General features: G+C 66.2%; 12 protein-coding genes. 10 read left to right on the top strand and 2 right to left on the bottom strand.

Annotated elements, in window-relative coordinates; all coding sequences use genetic code 11:
- Nucleotides 1-120 precede the first annotated feature (120 nt).
- From OX89_RS16230 to OX89_RS16185, 10 genes are all read left to right on the top strand, one after another.
- Nucleotides 121-1,356, top strand: a complete 1,236-nt coding sequence (locus tag OX89_RS16230; RefSeq protein ID WP_047351386.1) for a branched-chain amino acid ABC transporter substrate-binding protein — start codon at nucleotides 121-123, stop codon at nucleotides 1,354-1,356.
- A 74-nt stretch (nucleotides 1,357-1,430) separates the two neighbouring features.
- Nucleotides 1,431-2,384, top strand: a complete 954-nt coding sequence (locus OX89_RS16225) for a branched-chain amino acid ABC transporter permease (RefSeq protein WP_011804951.1) — start codon at nucleotides 1,431-1,433, stop codon at nucleotides 2,382-2,384.
- 6 nt (nucleotides 2,385-2,390) lie between these two features.
- A complete protein-coding gene (locus OX89_RS16220; RefSeq protein ID WP_047351385.1) occupies nucleotides 2,391-3,728 on the top strand; it encodes a branched-chain amino acid ABC transporter permease in 1,338 nt (445 codons plus the stop codon).
- A complete protein-coding gene (locus OX89_RS16215) occupies nucleotides 3,728-4,510 on the top strand; it encodes an ABC transporter ATP-binding protein (protein ID WP_011804953.1) in 783 nt (260 codons plus the stop codon). The genes OX89_RS16220 and OX89_RS16215 overlap by 1 nt, the downstream gene beginning before the upstream one ends.
- Nucleotides 4,511-4,513: 3 nt before the next feature.
- Nucleotides 4,514-5,209, top strand: a complete 696-nt coding sequence (locus tag OX89_RS16210; RefSeq protein ID WP_015913514.1) for an ABC transporter ATP-binding protein — start codon at nucleotides 4,514-4,516, stop codon at nucleotides 5,207-5,209.
- Nucleotides 5,210-5,401: 192 nt separating this feature from the next.
- Nucleotides 5,402-7,501, top strand: coding sequence for a 3-hydroxyacyl-CoA dehydrogenase NAD-binding domain-containing protein (locus tag OX89_RS16205; protein ID WP_047351384.1), 2,100 nt, complete (start codon nucleotides 5,402-5,404; stop codon nucleotides 7,499-7,501).
- A gap of 45 nt (nucleotides 7,502-7,546) precedes the next feature.
- The gene (locus OX89_RS16200) at nucleotides 7,547-8,722 is read left to right on the top strand and encodes an acetyl-CoA C-acyltransferase (protein ID WP_047351383.1); all 1,176 of its coding nucleotides are present in this window, start codon (nucleotides 7,547-7,549) and stop codon (nucleotides 8,720-8,722) included.
- Between the two features lie 341 nt (nucleotides 8,723-9,063).
- Nucleotides 9,064-10,248 carry a GGDEF domain-containing protein gene (locus OX89_RS16195; protein WP_047351382.1) on the top strand — a complete coding sequence of 395 codons (1,185 nt, stop codon included), beginning with the start codon at nucleotides 9,064-9,066 and terminating at the stop codon, nucleotides 10,246-10,248.
- 138 nt (nucleotides 10,249-10,386) lie between these two features.
- Nucleotides 10,387-12,246 carry an acyl-CoA dehydrogenase gene (locus OX89_RS16190; RefSeq protein ID WP_047351381.1) on the top strand — a complete coding sequence of 620 codons (1,860 nt, stop codon included), beginning with the start codon at nucleotides 10,387-10,389 and terminating at the stop codon, nucleotides 12,244-12,246.
- Nucleotides 12,247-12,306: 60 nt separating this feature from the next.
- On the top strand, nucleotides 12,307-12,807 hold the full coding sequence (locus OX89_RS16185) for a flavodoxin family protein (protein ID WP_047351380.1): 501 nt from the start codon (nucleotides 12,307-12,309) through the stop codon (nucleotides 12,805-12,807).
- A 427-nt stretch (nucleotides 12,808-13,234) separates the two neighbouring features.
- On the opposite strand, the gene OX89_RS16180 is transcribed toward OX89_RS16185, so the two are convergent.
- On the bottom strand, nucleotides 13,235-14,806 hold the full coding sequence (locus tag OX89_RS16180) for an ABC transporter permease (protein ID WP_047351379.1): 1,572 nt from the start codon (nucleotides 14,804-14,806) through the stop codon (nucleotides 13,235-13,237).
- A complete protein-coding gene (locus OX89_RS16175) occupies nucleotides 14,797-15,630 on the bottom strand; it encodes a phosphonate ABC transporter ATP-binding protein (protein WP_047351378.1) in 834 nt (277 codons plus the stop codon). Before OX89_RS16175 ends, OX89_RS16180 begins: the two co-directional genes overlap by 10 nt.
- Nucleotides 15,631-15,695: the final 65 nt, after the last annotated feature.

The raw sequence follows: 15,695 nt of genomic DNA, 5'->3' as shown, positions 1-15,695 counted from the left end.
CAAGGGACTGTTCCTGCGCGCCGGTCACATGGGTGATAGCTGCTAGGGGCAATCCCTGAACGGCGCCTCGTTGCATCCCTTGTACGCTGCGGCGTATTCATTCTCACAAGGAGACGAGGCATGAAGTTCGCTATCAAAATGGTAGCTTCTAGCGCAGTATTTGCATGTGCTGGTGGCGCATTCGCCCAAAAAGGGGAAACCGTCAAGATCGCCTGGCTCGATCCGCTGTCGGGCCTCATGGCCGCGGTGGGCACCAACCAGCTCAAGAGCTTCCAGTTCATCTCCGAGGAGTTCAACAAGAAGAACGCGTCGGGCGTGAAGTTCGAGATCATCGGCATCGACAACAAGCTCAGCCCGCAGGAGACCACCAGCGCACTGCGCTCCGCGATGGACCAGGGCGCGCGCTACGTGGTACAGGGCAATGGTTCGGGCCCGGCGCTGGCCATCATCGACGCACTGGAAAAGCACAACGCGCGCAACCCGGGCAAGGAAGTCGTCTACCTGAACTACGCGGCGGTGGACCCTGACCTCACCAACAGCAAGTGCAGCTACTGGCACTTCCGCCTGGATGCCGACACCTCCATGAAGATGGAGGCCATGACCACCTTCATCAAGGACCATCCTGAGGTCCAGAAGGTGTACCTGATCAACCAGAACTATTCGCACGGACATCAGGTCTCCAAGTACGCGAAGGAGAACCTCAAGCGCAAGCGCCCTGACGTGCAGATCGTGGGCGACGACCTGCACCCGCTGGCGCAGGTGCGCGACTTCGCGCCCTACATCGCCAAGATCAAGCAGTCGGGTGCGGACACGGTGATCACGGGCAACTGGGGCTCCGACCTCGCGCTGCTCATCAAGGCCGCCAACGATGCAGGCCTGAACAACGTGAACTTCTACACCTATTACGGTGGCGTGACGGGCAGCCCCACGGCCATGGGCGCAGGCGCCGCGGGCCGGGTGTACATGGTGTCGTACAACCACTTGAACCTGCCGGGCGAGATCGGTCGCATCGTGGGCGACTACAAGAAGAAGTTCAACGACGACATGTACACCGGCGCCGTGTACCACGCCTTCTCCATGCTGGATTCCGCCTTCGTGAAGGCCAAGTCCACCGACCCCGTGAAGGTGGCTGCTGCGATGGAAGGCATGAAGTTCAACAGCTTCAACGGCGAAGTGGAGATGCGCAAGTCCGACCACCAGTTGCAGCAGGGCCTGTTCGTGACCCGCTGGGAAAAGGCGGGCGACAAGTATCCCCGCGATGCCGAGAACACCGGCTACACCTTCGTGCCGGTGAAGTACTACGAGCCCTATGTGGCCAGCACGCCCACGTCGTGCCAGATGAAGCGGCCTTCCTGATGTAGTTCCTGGTGGGACGACCTTTGGGGCCCGAGTCTCCTCGGGCCTTATTTCACCTGCTGCGCGGTCTTGCGATGAATCTTGAGTTTTTCGTGATCTCCCTGCTCAACGGCGTCAGCTACGGTCTGCTGCTGTTCATGCTGAGTTCGGGGCTGACGCTGATCTTCAGCATGATGGGCGTGCTCAACTTCGCGCACACCAGTTTCTACATGCTGGGCGCGTACTTTGCGTACACCTTGTCGGGTGCCATCGGCTTCTGGCCCGCGCTGGTGGTGGCACCGCTGCTGGTGGGGGCGCTGGGCGCGGTCTTCGAGCGCTATGCGCTGCGCCGCGTGCACAAGTTCGGCCATGTGCCCGAGCTGCTGGTCACCTTTGGCCTGTCGTACCTGATCCTGGAGGTGGTGCAGCTGGTGTGGGGGCGCTCCACCGTGCCCTATGGCCTGCCTGCGCAACTGCAGGGGCCGCTCTTCACCCTGTACGGCACGCAGTTTCCCAAGTCGCGCTCCTTCGTCATGCTGGTGGCGGTGCTGATGCTGCTGTCGGTCTGGCTGCTGCTCACGCGCACCCGCATCGGGTTGGTGATCCAGGCGGCGCTCAAGCATCCGCACATGGTGGAGGCCCTGGGCCACAACGTGCCGCGCGTGTTCATGCTGGTGTTTGGCGGCGGCTGCGCGCTGGCGGGGCTGGCCGGCGTGATCGGCGGCAATACCTACGTGACCGAGCCGGCCATGGCGGCCTCGGTGGGCTCCATCATCTTCGTGGTGGTGGTGGTAGGGGGCATGGGGTCGCTGGCGGGGGCGTTCCTGGCGTCACTCATCATTGGACTGGTGCAGACCTTTGCGGTGGCGCTGGACTATTCGCTGGTGCATGCCTTCGCCCGCCTGGGCGTGCAGGTCACCGAACAGACCTTTGGCTACCCGCTATTCAAGCTCACTATCTCGCAGGTGGCGCCGATCCTGCCGTACCTGTTCCTCGTTCTGATCCTGATCTTCCGGCCCAAGGGCCTGCTGGGCACGCGGGAGGATTGAAAGGCCATGCACACCACTTCCTCTGCACCTTCGACCGCGGCCGCCGGGGGCGCCGTGCGGTACTACCGCTTCAAGCCCTTGAATGTGGGGCGCATCGTCATCTGGAGCCTGTTTGCCCTGGCGCTCGTCGTGGCGCCCCAACTGTTCACCAGCAGCCTGGCGCTGACGATGCTGTCGCAGATCGGCTACGCGATCATCATCTGCCTGTCGTACAACATCCTGCTGGGGCAGGGCGGCATGCTGAGCTTCGGCCACGCCGTGTACACCGGCCTGGGCTCGTTCCTGGCGGTGCACGCCATCAACATGGCCAGCGACGGGCGACTGCCCATCCCGCTGGTGCTGATGCCGCTGGTGGGAGGGCTGGCGGGCATGTTCTTCGCCGTGCTGCTGGGCTATGTCACCACCAAGAAGTCCGGCACCACCTTCGCGATGATCACACTGGGCATCGGCGAACTCGTGGCCTCCATGGCGCTGATGTTCCCCGAGTTCTTCGGGGGCGAAGGCGGCATCACCACGGACCGCGTGTACGGCCAGCCGGTACTGGGCATCACGTTCGGTCCGGCGATCCAGGTGTACTACCTGATCGCGGCGTACTGCTTCGTGTGCACGGCCGCCATGTTTGCCTTCACGGGCACGCCGCTGGGGCGCATCCTCAACGCCGTGCGCGACAACCCCGAGCGTGTGGAGTTCATCGGCTACAACACGCAGCGCGTACGCTACTTCGCCTTCATCATCGCCGGGTTCTTCGCGGGCATCGGCGGGGCGCTGGCGGCCATCAACTTCGAGATCGTCACGGCCGCCGACAGCGTGAGCGTGGTGCGCTCGGGCAGCTACCTGCTGTTCACCTTCCTGGGCGGGGCCACGTTCTTCTTCGGCCCCATCATCGGCGCCGTGCTGCTGGTGCTGGCGTCGGTGCTGCTGTCCGAGCTGTCCAAGGCCTGGCTGCTGTACCTGGGCCTGGTGTTCCTTTTCATGGTCATGTATGCGCCCGGCGGCATAGCCAGCCTGATCATGATGAATCTGCGCCTGGCCAAGTACGGCAAGCTGCGCGGCATCATCAGCGCCTACCTGGCGCTGGGTGGAACGGCACTGGTGGCGGTGCTGGGGGCTGCAGCGATGATCGAAATGACTTATCACCTGCAGCTGAACGAGGCGCTGGGGCCGCAGCTGGAGTTTCTGGGTGCGACGCTGAACGCCAAGAGCGTGGCGAGCTGGTTCGGCGCCGGCTTCGTGTTGGTGACCGGCGTGGGTCTGTTCGAACTCTGTCGCAGGCAGTTCATGCGGCAGTGGGGTGCGATCCAGGAAGAGATCGAGCACGAGATCAAGCGTGGGGAGGCAGGCTGATGGCGGACCAGGCAACCTATGCGCTGGAGCTGCGCGACCTGCGCAAGAGCTTCGGCAAGACCGAGATCATCCGCGGCGCCAACCTGGCGGTACGGCCCGGCGAACGCGTGGCTGTCATCGGACCCAACGGCGCGGGCAAGTCCACGCTGTTCAACCTCGTCAGCGGGCGGTTCGCGCCCACCAGCGGCGAGGTGCTGCTGCACGGCGCGCGCATCGACGGCAAGCAGCCGTTCGAGATCAACCGCATGGGGCTGTCGCGCAGCTTCCAGATCACCAACATCTTTCCCAAGCTCAGCGTGTTCGAGAACCTGCGCTGCGGCGTGCTGTGGAGCCTGGGGTACCGCTATGCTTTCTGGCGCTTCCTGTCCAGGTTGCAGGATGCCAACGACCGGGCCACGCAGCTCATGGAGATGATCAAGCTGGACAAGAAGCGTGACACCCTGGCCATGAACCTGACCTATGCCGAGCAGCGCGCTCTGGAGATCGGCATCACCATTGCCGGCGGCGCCAGCGTGATCCTGCTGGATGAGCCCACTGCGGGCATGAGCAAGAGCGAGACCACGCGCTTCATCCACCTCATCAAGGAGGTCACGCAGGGCCGCACCCTGCTGACCGTGGAGCACGACATGGGCGTGGTCTTCGGCCTGGCCGACAAGATCGCCGTGGTGGTGTATGGCGAGGTGATCGCCTTCGACACACCCGAGAACGTGCGCGCCAACCCGCGCGTGCAGGAAGCCTACCTGGGCTCCGTCATTGCCGCGCAGCAGGCCGGGGGACATTGAGACATGCTGAAAGTCGAGAACCTGCACGCCTACTACGGCAAGAGCCATGTGCTGCACGGCGTGGGATTTGACGTGCAGCCGGGCGAGATCGTCGCGCTGCTGGGCCGCAACGGCTCCGGCCGCTCCACCGCGGCCAAGGCCGTGATGGGCCTGGTGGACTGGCAAGGCACGCTGCAGTGGAAGGGCCAGGACCTCAATGGCAGGAAGGCCTACGAGATCGCCCATCTGGGCATCGGCTACGTGCCCGAAAGCCGCGACGTGTTTCCCAACCTCACCGTGCACCAGAACCTGCTGCTGGGCCAGAAGGGCAGTGGCAGGGATAGCCGCTGGAGCTTTGACGACATGTACGAGATGTTCCCGCGCCTGAAGGAGCGCCGCAACATCGAGGCGGGCGTCATGTCCGGCGGCGAGCAGCAGATGCTGACCCTGTGCCGCACGCTCATGGGTGACCCCGACCTCATCATCATCGACGAGCCCACCGAGGGGCTGGCGCCCAAAATCGTCGAACTGGTGGGCGAGTACCTCACGCGGCTCAAGCAGCGAGGCATCTCCGTGCTGCTCATCGAGCAGAAGCTCACCATCGCCATGACCATCTCCGACCGCGCGCTGGTCATGGGGCACGGCAGCATCGTCTTTCAGGGCACGCCCGACGAGCTGCGTGCCAACAGCTATGTACGCAAGGAGTGGCTGGAGGTTTGAGGGCTTGGTTGGCCTTTAGCCCTTTGTGGATGAGCGCTGTTAGCTATCAAAAGGATAGTTAGATGTCGGTGTGCGCGGCGTGCTTGTCCCGGCTGAGACAAAAAACTGCGACCCCTGCCTCTAGACTTGCGTGCTAAAAACGCACGAGCGTACTTTTCTTTCATCCACCCGAGATTCAAGAGGAACGACAGCATGACGGCTGAATACCAGGTCCACGGCGACGTGGCCGTGATCACCCTCAACAACCCGCCCGTCAACGGGCTTGGCCTGGCCACGCGCCAGGGCATCGTCGATGGCCTCGATCGCGCCCAGGCCGACGCGGCCGTCAAGGCCATCGTCATCACCGGCGCGGGCAGCGCCTTCTCGGGCGGCGCCGACATCAAGGAGTTCGGCACCGACAAGTCGCTGCAGGAGCCCAATCTGCACTCCGTCATCAACGCTGTCGAGAACTGCACCAAGCCCGTGGTGGCTGCCATCCACACCGTCTGCATGGGCGGCGGGCTGGAGCTGGCCCTCGGCTGCCACTACCGTGTGGCCGCGCCCGGCTGCAACGTGGCGCTGCCCGAGGTGAAGCTGGGCATCCTGCCCGGCGCGGGTGGCACGCAGCGCCTGCCGCGCGTGGTGGGTGTGGAGGCAGCGCTGAACATGATCGTCAGCGGCGAGCCGGTCAAGAGCGAGATGATCGGCGCCGTGCCCGGCCAGAAGCTGTTCGACAAGATGGCCGCGTCGCCCGAATCGCTGGCCGAGGAAGCGCTGGCCTTCGCCCGAAGCGTGGCGGACGTGCGCCCGCTGCCGCTGGTACGCAACCTGCCGTGCAAGCACCCCGAGGGCGATGCGTACTTCCAGTTCGCGCGCAACATGGTCAAGGGCATGGCCAAGAACTTCCCCGCGCCCGCCAAGTGCGTGGACGCCGTGGAGGCGGCCACCAAGCGCAAGTTTGCCGACGGCCTGGCGTACGAGCGCGAGCTGTTCATCAACCTGATGTGGACGCCCGAGTCGCGCGCGCTGCGCCACCTGTTCTTTGCGGAGCGTGCCGCGAGCAAGATCCCCGACGTCCCGTCCGAGACTCCCAAGCGGGACATCAAGAAGGTCGGCGTGATCGGTGCGGGCACCATGGGTGGCGGCATCAGCATGAACTTCCTGAACGCGGGCATTCCCGTGACCATCCTTGAGATGAAGCAGGAGGCGCTGGACCGCGGCATCGGCACGATCCAGAAGAATTACGAAGCCCAGGTCAAGAAGGGCAAGCTCAAGGAAGACAAGTACCAGCAGCGCATGGCCCTGCTGTCCACTACGCTGAACTATGCCGACCTGAAGGACTGCGACCTGATCATCGAGGCCGTGTTCGAAGAGCTCGGCGTGAAGGAGGCCGTGTTCAAGCAGCTCGACGCCGTGGCCAAGCCCGGCGCCATCCTGGCGTCCAACACCTCCACGCTGGACGTGGACAAGATCGCCGCCTTCACCCAGCGTCCGCAGGACGTGGTGGGCATGCACTTCTTCAGTCCCGCCAACGTGATGAAGCTGCTGGAAGTGGTGCGCGGCAAGGCCACGGCCAAGGACGTGCTGGCCACCGTGATGGCCTTGGCCAAGAAGATCAAGAAGACGGCCGTGGTCTCCGGCGTGTGCGACGGTTTCATCGGCAACCGCATGATCGAGCGCTACAGCCAGCAGGCCGGCTTCCTGCTGGACGAAGGCTGCACGCCCGAGCAGGTGGACAAGGCCATCGAGAAGTTCGGCTTCGCCATGGGCCCGTTCCGCATGGGCGACCTGGCCGGCAACGACATCGGCTGGGCCATCCGCAAGCGCCGCGCCGTCGAGCAGCCCGACATGAAGTACAGCAAGACGGCCGACCTGCTGTGCGAGATGGGACGCTTCGGCCAGAAGACCGGGGCGGGCTGGTACGACTACCAGGCTGGCAAGCGTGACGCGATTCCCAGCGACGTGGTGAACCAGATGATCGAGGAGCACCGCAAGGCCCTGGGCATCACGCCGCGCAAGGTGAGCGACGAGGAGATCGTGCAGCGCCTGGTCTATGCGTTGGTCAACGAGGGCGCCAAGATCCTGGAAGAGGGCATCGCCAGCAAGTCGGGCGACATCGACATGGTGTACCTGACCGGCTACGGCTTCCCCATCCACCGCGGCGGTCCCATGCACTACGCCAGCGAAGTGGGCCTGTTCAACGTGGTGCAGTCCATGAAGCGCTTTGCCCGCAACCCGCTGGATGACGCACGCGCCTGGGAGCCCGCACCGCTGCTGGCCCGGCTGGCCGCCGAAGGCAAGGCCTTTGCCTGAGCGCCCGTTCGTCCGCCTGAAGCACGCAGAACAAGGAATATTGCAATGACCTCCGCAGTGATCATTTCCACCGCCCGCACGCCGCTCGCAAAGAGCTGGAAGGGCTCCTTCAACATGACCCACGGCGCCACGCTGGGCGGCCACGCCGTGCAGCACGCCGTGCAGCGCGCGGGCATTGACCCCGCCGCCGTCGATGATGTCATCATGGGCTGCGCCAATCCCGAAGGCGCCACCGGCATGAACATCGCGCGCCAGATCGCGCTCAAGGCTGGCCTGCCCGTCACCACATCGGGCATGACCATCAACCGTTTCTGCTCCTCGGGCCTGCAGACCATCGCCACCGCCGCGCAGCGCATCATCGCGGGCGAGGGCGAGGTGTATGTGGCCGGCGGCGTGGAAAGCATCTCGTGCGTGCAGCAGGAAATGAACCTGCACATGATCCAGGACCTGGCCCTGGCCAAGCAAAAGCCCGAGATCTACTGGAGCATGCTGCAGACCGCCGAGCAGGTGGCCAAGCGCTACCACATCGGCCGCGACGCGATGGACGAGTACGGCGCCGCCAGCCAGCAAAAGGCCTGCGCCGCCCAGGCAGCCGGCCTGTTCGACGCCGAGATCGCGCCCATCACCGTCACCGCGGGCATCGCGGACAAGACGCTGGGCCTGATCACCAAGCAGGTCACCGTGAGCCGCGACGAGGGTACGCGCGAGGGCACCACCAAGGAAGGCATCAGCGGTATCCGCCCGGCCATGCCTGGCGGGCTGATCTCGGCGGGCAACGCCAGCCAGTTCTCGGACGGCGCGGGCGCCTGCGTGGTGGTGGGCGAGGACTACGCTGCTCGCAACAACCTCCAGCCGCTGGGCCGCTTCCTGGGCTTTGCCGTGGCTGGTTGCGAGCCTGACGAAATGGGCATCGGCCCCGTGTTCGCCGTACCCAAGGTGCTCAAGAAACTGGGCCTGACGGTGCAGGACATCGACCTGTGGGAGCTGAACGAAGCCTTCGCCGTGCAGGTGCTGTACTGCCGCGACAAGCTGGGCATTCCCGCTGACCGCCTGAACGTGAACGGCGGCGCCATCGCTCTGGGCCACCCCTACGGTGTTTCGGGCCAACGCCTCACGGGCCACGCCCTCATCGAAGGCAAGCGCCGCGGTGCCAAGCGCGTGTGCGTGACCATGTGCATTGGTGGCGGTATGGGCGCGGCGGGCGTGTTTGAAGTGCTGTAAGCGCTGATCCGCTTTCGGACTGAAACAACAAGCGCCCCGCGCAGACGATGTGGTCTGCGCGGGGCGTTTGCTTTTATTTTGATAGCTGTCTGCGATTGCTGGATGGGCGGTAGCAGGAGAACCGAGCGATATTTTTGTGACACGGGTTCCTGTACAGGGAGCGACGCAGCGGGCCAGCCGCTGGAGGGGGCTGCAAGCGTCCTGAAGTTCCGCCCAGCAGGCGGCTGCGTGTGCGGACGATTAAACTCCTCTGAATTACTGGTTGTTACAACAATCCCTGCCCGTCGTCCTGGCTTGGACGACTCGCCCTAGGGTCGGCCAAGTCCCCTTTGAATATCCCCATGGTCGCAAGCGTTCTCGTTGGCATGCTCTGCGCGCATCTGCTGTGCTTTGCGGTGATGTTCTTGCTGATCAGCAAACGGCTGCATGGGCAAAAAATGGGGATGGATCTTTTCGCGCTCGGCAACTTTCTACTGGGCTCCGCCTATGTGCTGCAGCTGCTGGAGGGCGGCCCCGCCTGGAGTCCGATGAGTGTGGTGAACCACACGCTGACGCTGGCCTCCCCGGTGGTTTACTGGCTCGGAGCCATGCGTTTCTTTGGGCACGCCGTCCCCTTGCTGTCTCCACTTCTCGTATTTGGGGCGCTCTACAGCCTTGCGCAGGTACTGGTGCAATGGAGCGTGGGGCCGGTGGCACGCTACGCCATGCTTTCAGGGGGATCGGCACTCCTGTTTTTTGTGATGGCCCTGACGGTGATCTACGGCGTTCGCACATTTGCCAAGGATCTGTATGGCGAGATGGTCTTTTTTGCCGCGCTGATCAGCGGCCTATGCGTACTTAACGCGCTCAAGTTCATGAAGCTTCTGGATGGCGGCCTGGATGCATTGCAGATGGACCGCCAGTTCCAGCTGGTGTTCTACATCTACATGTCATTCCTGGCCACGGTGCTGCCGCCATCGATCGTCTGGCTGGTACTGCGCCGCTTGACCGATCAGTTGCGCCATATCGCTGCGCGCGACCCGATGACGCAGTTGCTCAATCGGCGAGGTCTCACCGAGGCGCTGCAGCTGTCTTTCAACCAGCGCCGGGCGGAGCATGCGCACTTGCTCGTTGTCGACGTTGACCACTTCAAGCGGATCAACGACACCTACTGCCACCACGCCGGAGACACCGTCCTGTGCCGCGTGGCGGAGATACTCCAGGCCACGGCGCGCCGTGGCGATTTGGTAAGCCGTCTGGGCGGGGAAGAGTTCGCGGTGATCTGCCTGAACACCGACTTTCCCGGGGCCATGCACATGGCGGAGCGATTGCGTGCAGCCATCGAGACGCAAACCATCGACATTGCAGAGGGCGGTCATCCGCTGCAGTGCACGGTCACGGTCGGGGTTTCACAGGGCTTTGCAGATGCACACGCCTTGGAGGCAGCCCTGCAACAGGCCGACGCGGCTCTGTACCGTGGCAAAGCCGCGGGACGCAACCGCGTCGAAACGGCCGGGCCGTCTATGGCCACCGCTTCGTACGCCTGAATCACGGGCAATACCGAGACGCCGAGACGGTGATTTGGCCAAAGCCCCGGTGTTCCAGCGCGCGATCCAATGGACCCCCGCGGTGCGCGTCACCCAGCGGACAGGCTTCATCGGCCCGTCCCTTCCATAATTTCGCGCATGACCACCTCCCTGCGCTCCACGCTCGACTTCCTGCTCTACGACTGGCTCCAGGCTGAATCGCTCAATGCGCGCGAGCGCTTTGCGGACCACTCGCGCGAGACGTTTGACGCTGTGCTGGACACCTGCGAGCGCATTGCGCGCGAGAAGTACGCGCCGTTCAACCGCACGGTGGACACGCAGGAGCCCCAGTTCGACGGTGAGCGCGTCATCCTGCCCCAATGCACGCACGACGCACGCCAGGCATTTGCCGACAGCGGCATGCTCAGCGCGGCGCAGGACTACGCGCTGGGCGGCATGCAGCTGCCGTATGTCGTGGAGTCGGCGGCCAACAGTTTCTTTGGCTGCGCGTCGATCAGCATTGGCTCCAACCTGCTGACCACGGGCAACGCCAACGCCATCCTGGTGCATGGAACGCCTCTGCAGCAGCAGGTGTTCGCCGCCAATGAGTTCAACGGCCGCTGGGCGGGCACCATGTGCCTTTCGGAGCCGCAGGCAGGCTCGTCCTTGAGCGACATCACCACGCGCGCCGAGGCCGACGGCGCAGACTTCGAGGTCGACCCGCTGGGCCCGCGCTACCGCCTGCGTGGCAACAAGATGTGGATCAGCTCGGGCGACCATGAGCTGACCGAGAACATCGTGCACCTGGTGCTCGCCAAGATCCCCGGGCCGGACGGCAAGCTGGTGCCGGGAGTGAAGGGCATTTCGCTCTTCATCGTGCCCAAGAAGCTGGTGGATACCGATGGCCATCTGACGGGCGAGCGCAACGACGTGGCGCTGGCCGGACTGAACCACAAGCTGGGCTGGCGCGGCACCACCAACACGTTGCTGAATTTTGGCGAGGGCAGGTACCCCGTGCGCGGCGGCGCCGGCGCCATCGGCTACCTCGTGGGCCGGCCGGGCGAGGGCCTGAAGTGCATGTTCCACATGATGAACGAGGCACGCATCGCCATCGGCATGGCGGCAACCACGCTGGGCCTGGCAGGCTACTACGCCAGCCTGGACTACGCCAGAACGCGGCTGCAGGGCCGCCCGGTACAGGGCAGCACCAGCGCCGCGGGCAGTGCCGGCAAGGACGCCAGCCAGCCGCCGGTGCCGCTGATCCGCCATGCGGACATCAAGCGCATGCTGCTTGCGCAAAAGAGCTACTGCGAGGGCGCGCTGGCGCTCAACCTGTACTGCGCGCGGCTGGTGGACGAGGGCCGCACGGGCGAGCCGCAGGCGGCGCAGGACGCGAGGCTGCTGCTGGAGGTGTTGACCCCCATCGCCAAGAGCTGGCCCAGCGAGTTCTGCCTGGAGGCCAACAGCCTGGCGATCCAGATCCACGGTGGCTATGGCTACACGCGCGACTTCCCCGTGGAGCAGTACTGGCGCGACAACCGCCTGAACATGATCCACGAGGGCACGCACGGCATCCAGGCCGCCGACCTGCTGGGCCGCAAGGTGGTGATGCAGGGCGGCGCAGGCCTGCAGCTGCTGGGGCGCACCATTGGCGCCACCATTGCCCAGGCGCGCAAGCATCCGGAACTCGCCGCCTGGGCGGACCAGCTGGCCCAGGCCCTGCAGGACGTGGGCGAAGCCACGCAGGCCGCCTGGGCCACCGGCAACCCTACCGAGGCGTTGGCCAACGCCGTGCCCTACATGCAGGCCTTCGGCCACACCGTGCTGGCCTGGGTGTGGCTGGACGTGGCGTGCAGCGTGCTCGCACGGGATGCTACTCTTTCAATAGCTGCTAGCGCTGGAAGGATGGGCGCTGCACGCTATTTTTACCACTATGAATTGCCGCGCATCGGTGCCTGGCTGCAGGTGGTGCGCCAGCGGGACCTGACCTGCGCGGCACTGGATGAAGACGCGTTCTGACGCCACGCGCTCTCCGCAGGGTGGTGGTCGCCCGCATGGGCAACGGTCTATGCTTGCCGCATGGATGCGCCCCAGACCCTGCTGATCGTCTACCACTCGCTGACCGGCGGCACGCGCCAGATGGCCGAGGCCGCGCGCGCCGGCGCCGCGGCCGAGCCCGCCGTGTCGGTGCGCCTGCTCCACGCGGCGCAGGCGGGGCCGGACGATGTGCTGGCCGCGCAGGGCTACTTGTTCGCCACGCCGGAAAACCTGGCGGCCATCAGCGGCCAGCTCAAGGACTTCTTCGATCGCTGCTACTACCCGGTGCTGGACCGCGTCAATGGCCGGCCCTACGCCAGCTTGGTCTGCGCCGGCAGCGAGGGCCAGAACGCCGCACGCCAGATCGCCCGCATCGCCACGGGCTGGCGGCTGGAGGCCGTGGCCGAGCCGCTGATCGTCTGCACCCACGCCCAGACGCCCGAGGCGATATTGGCCCCCAAGCAGATCGGCGCGGCGGACCTGGAGCGCTGCCGTGCGCTGGGCGAGGCGCTGGCCACCGGGCTCGCGCTGGGGGTGTTCTAGTGCTGCGACCCGAAAGTGTCGGGACATGAAAGTGCGCCTTCGCCCGCGAGGCGGCGTTGCCCATCCTCGCAATGGCCACGGACGCTGCTGCGGTTCGCGCCTGGCCCTTGGGGCGAAGCCATCGATCGCCTTTTGTTACTCCACTCCCCGGTTGCGGTACTAGGGCCTGTTCACACTATTTTTGCCAGTGCGAATGGCGTGAAAACCGCGCCAATCTAGGCGCGTGACGACGCCAAGGCCGGGGCCTTGGCTAGGAGGGCAACGACGAATGGCGCGGTTTTCACTCCGTTCCCTCCGGGTTGCGATCAAAAAGGGCCATTCGCGGCGTTGCCAAGCCTCGCTGGGGTAGCACCCCAGCTTCGTTTGGCGCCTTGCGCCTGGCCCTTTTTGATCGCAACGCATCTGGCAAAAATAGTGTGAACAGGCCCTAGGCCCTGCCCATCCAGCGGCGCAGCGCCGCGCTGGCCCAGTCCACCGCGACCGATAGCACCAGCATCGCCAGGATCACCGTGCCCGCCTGTGCATGGTGGAACAGCGACAGCTCCACGTATAGCAGCTGCCCCAGCCCGCCCGCGCCGACGAAGCCGAGGATGGCGGCCATGCGGATGTTCATCTCCCAGCGGTATAGCGTGTACGCCACCAGTTGCGGCGCCGCCCCGGGCAGCGTGCCATACAGGAACGCCATGGCGCCGCCGCTGCCGGCCTGGCGCAGCGCACGCGCGGCCGTGGCCGGGGTGTTCTGCAGCGCCTCGGCATACAGCCGGCCCAGCACGCCGGTGGTGTGCAGGGCCAGGGCCAGTGCGCCGGCAAACGGCCCCAGGCCCACGGCCAGGGCGGTGAGCGTGGCCCATACCAGTTCGGGCACCGAGCGCAGCAGGTTCAGCAGCAGGTTCCAGCCCGCGCGCCGGCGCGGCAGGGCCAGCAGCAGCGCCAGCAGGGCGGCCAGCAGCGTGCCCACGATGGAGATGGCCAGCGTCTCCCACACGCCGCGCGCCACCTGCCGCAGCCAGGTGCCGCCCAGCTCGGGTGGGAAGAAGCCGCCGGCAAACTCCGCCATGCTGCGCGCCGCCTCGGCGGTGAAGAGCGCGGGCAAGTCCATGTCCAGCAGCCACAGGCTGGCGGCCAGGGCGGCCAGTACCGTCACGGTCAACGCGCCGCTGCGCCAGCCCAGCGGCGCGGCGCGTGCCGCGGGGGGCGCATCCAGCGCGCGGCGCAGCCCGCCCGACAGCGCATCGGCCGCCAGCACCAGCAGCATGAAGGTCACAAGGATGGTGCACGCCTCGCCGCCGTTGAGCATCTTCATGGCTTGGTCCATGAGCTGGCCCAGCCCGCCCGCGCCCACGAAGCCCATTACCACCGAGGCGCGCACCGCGCATTCCCAGCGGTACACGGTGTAGGAGGTGAGTTCGCGTGCCGCCTGCGGCAGCAGGCCGTAGAGCAGAGCGATGGGCCGGCGCGCGCCACTGCGCACCAGCGCCTGGGCGGGTGCGGCGGGCACGGATTCGAGGATCTCGGCATACACCTTGCCCAGCATGCCGCCGTAGGCCAGCCCCAGTGCCAGCACGCCGGCCGTCGGCCCCAGGCCGAACACGCGCACGAACACCAGCGCCCACACCAGCTCGGGAATGCCGCGCAGCACCGTGAGCACGCCGCGCGCTGCCGGGTTCAGCCGGGGGCGTTCGCGTGCAGCGTTGCTGGCCCAGTAGGCCAACGGCACCGCCAGCACGAAGGCCAATGCCAGCCCCGCAGTGGCAATCGCCAGCGTTTCCAGGGTGGCGCGCGCCAGCAGGGCCAGGAAGTCGGCCCCCATTTCAGGCGGCAGGAACTGGCGCAGGAACCCGCCCAGCACGCGCAGGTTCTCGGGCGCCAGCAGAGCGGCCAGGTCAAAGCCCGACGCCTGCAACAGCGGCCACAGCAGCACCACGGCCAGCAGCGCGCCGCCCAGCCGCCCGCGTGCGGCCGGGTCGCGCAGGTGCGGGGCGGGGTGCGTCAACGGCATGAGGCGTAGCTGCTGGTGATCGGGGGCGGCGTGGGCGTTTCATCCGGCGCGAGCGCGCCGTCGCCGGGCGGGGCGTACAGCGCCTGCAGCAGATCGGGCGTGACCGCGCCGGCCGGCAGGTCGAAGGCGATGCGCCCCTCGCGCAGGCCCACCACGCGCGCAAAGCAGGCCAGCGCCAGGTCCACCGCGTGCAGGCTGGCGACCAGCGTGGCGCCACGTGCGGCCGCGTCCTGCACCAGCAGCTGCACGGTGGCCAGCGCCAGCGTGGGGTCGAGGGCAGAGACGGGCTCGTCGGCCAGCAGCAGCGCTGGCTGCTGGTACAGCACGCGGGCAATGCCCACGCGCTGCAGCTGCCCGCCCGAGAGCTGGTCGCAGCGCGCGAACAGCTTGTCCTGCAACTGCACGCGCTGCAGCGCGGCGTGCGCACCGGGCAGGTCGGCCGGGTACAGCAGCGAGGCCAGCGCCTTCCATGCGGGCCATTGGCCCAGGCGCCCGGCCAGCACGGCGGTCACCACGCGCTGGCGCGGTGGCAGGGGCGGGGCCTGGTGCACGGTGCCGATGCGCGCGCGCAGCGCACGCGGCGGAGGCCACGAAGCATGGGGCGTGTCGGGCGACGACGCGCCCAGGGCGGAGCCCAGCACGTGCACGCGGCCGGCGCTGGCGGGCAGGGCTGTGCCCAGCAGGTTCAGCAGGGTGGTCTTACCCGCCCCCGAGGGGCCGATCAGCGCCAGGCTCTCGCCCTGGCGCGCGGCCAGGGTAATGCCGCGCAGCGCCACATGGCCGCCGGGGTGGCATAGATCCACGCCGTCCAGCTCGAAGCTCATGATTGCTCTTTTTTCAATAGCTGCTAGCGCTTATCCAGCAAGCGCTAGGGGCTGATTTGATCAAT

Origin of the sequence: Diaphorobacter sp. J5-51 (assembly GCF_001023515.1) — a bacterium.
GTDB lineage: Bacteria > Pseudomonadota > Gammaproteobacteria > Burkholderiales > Burkholderiaceae_C > Diaphorobacter > Diaphorobacter nitroreducens.
This window is presented reverse-complemented; position numbering and strand designations above follow the sequence as displayed.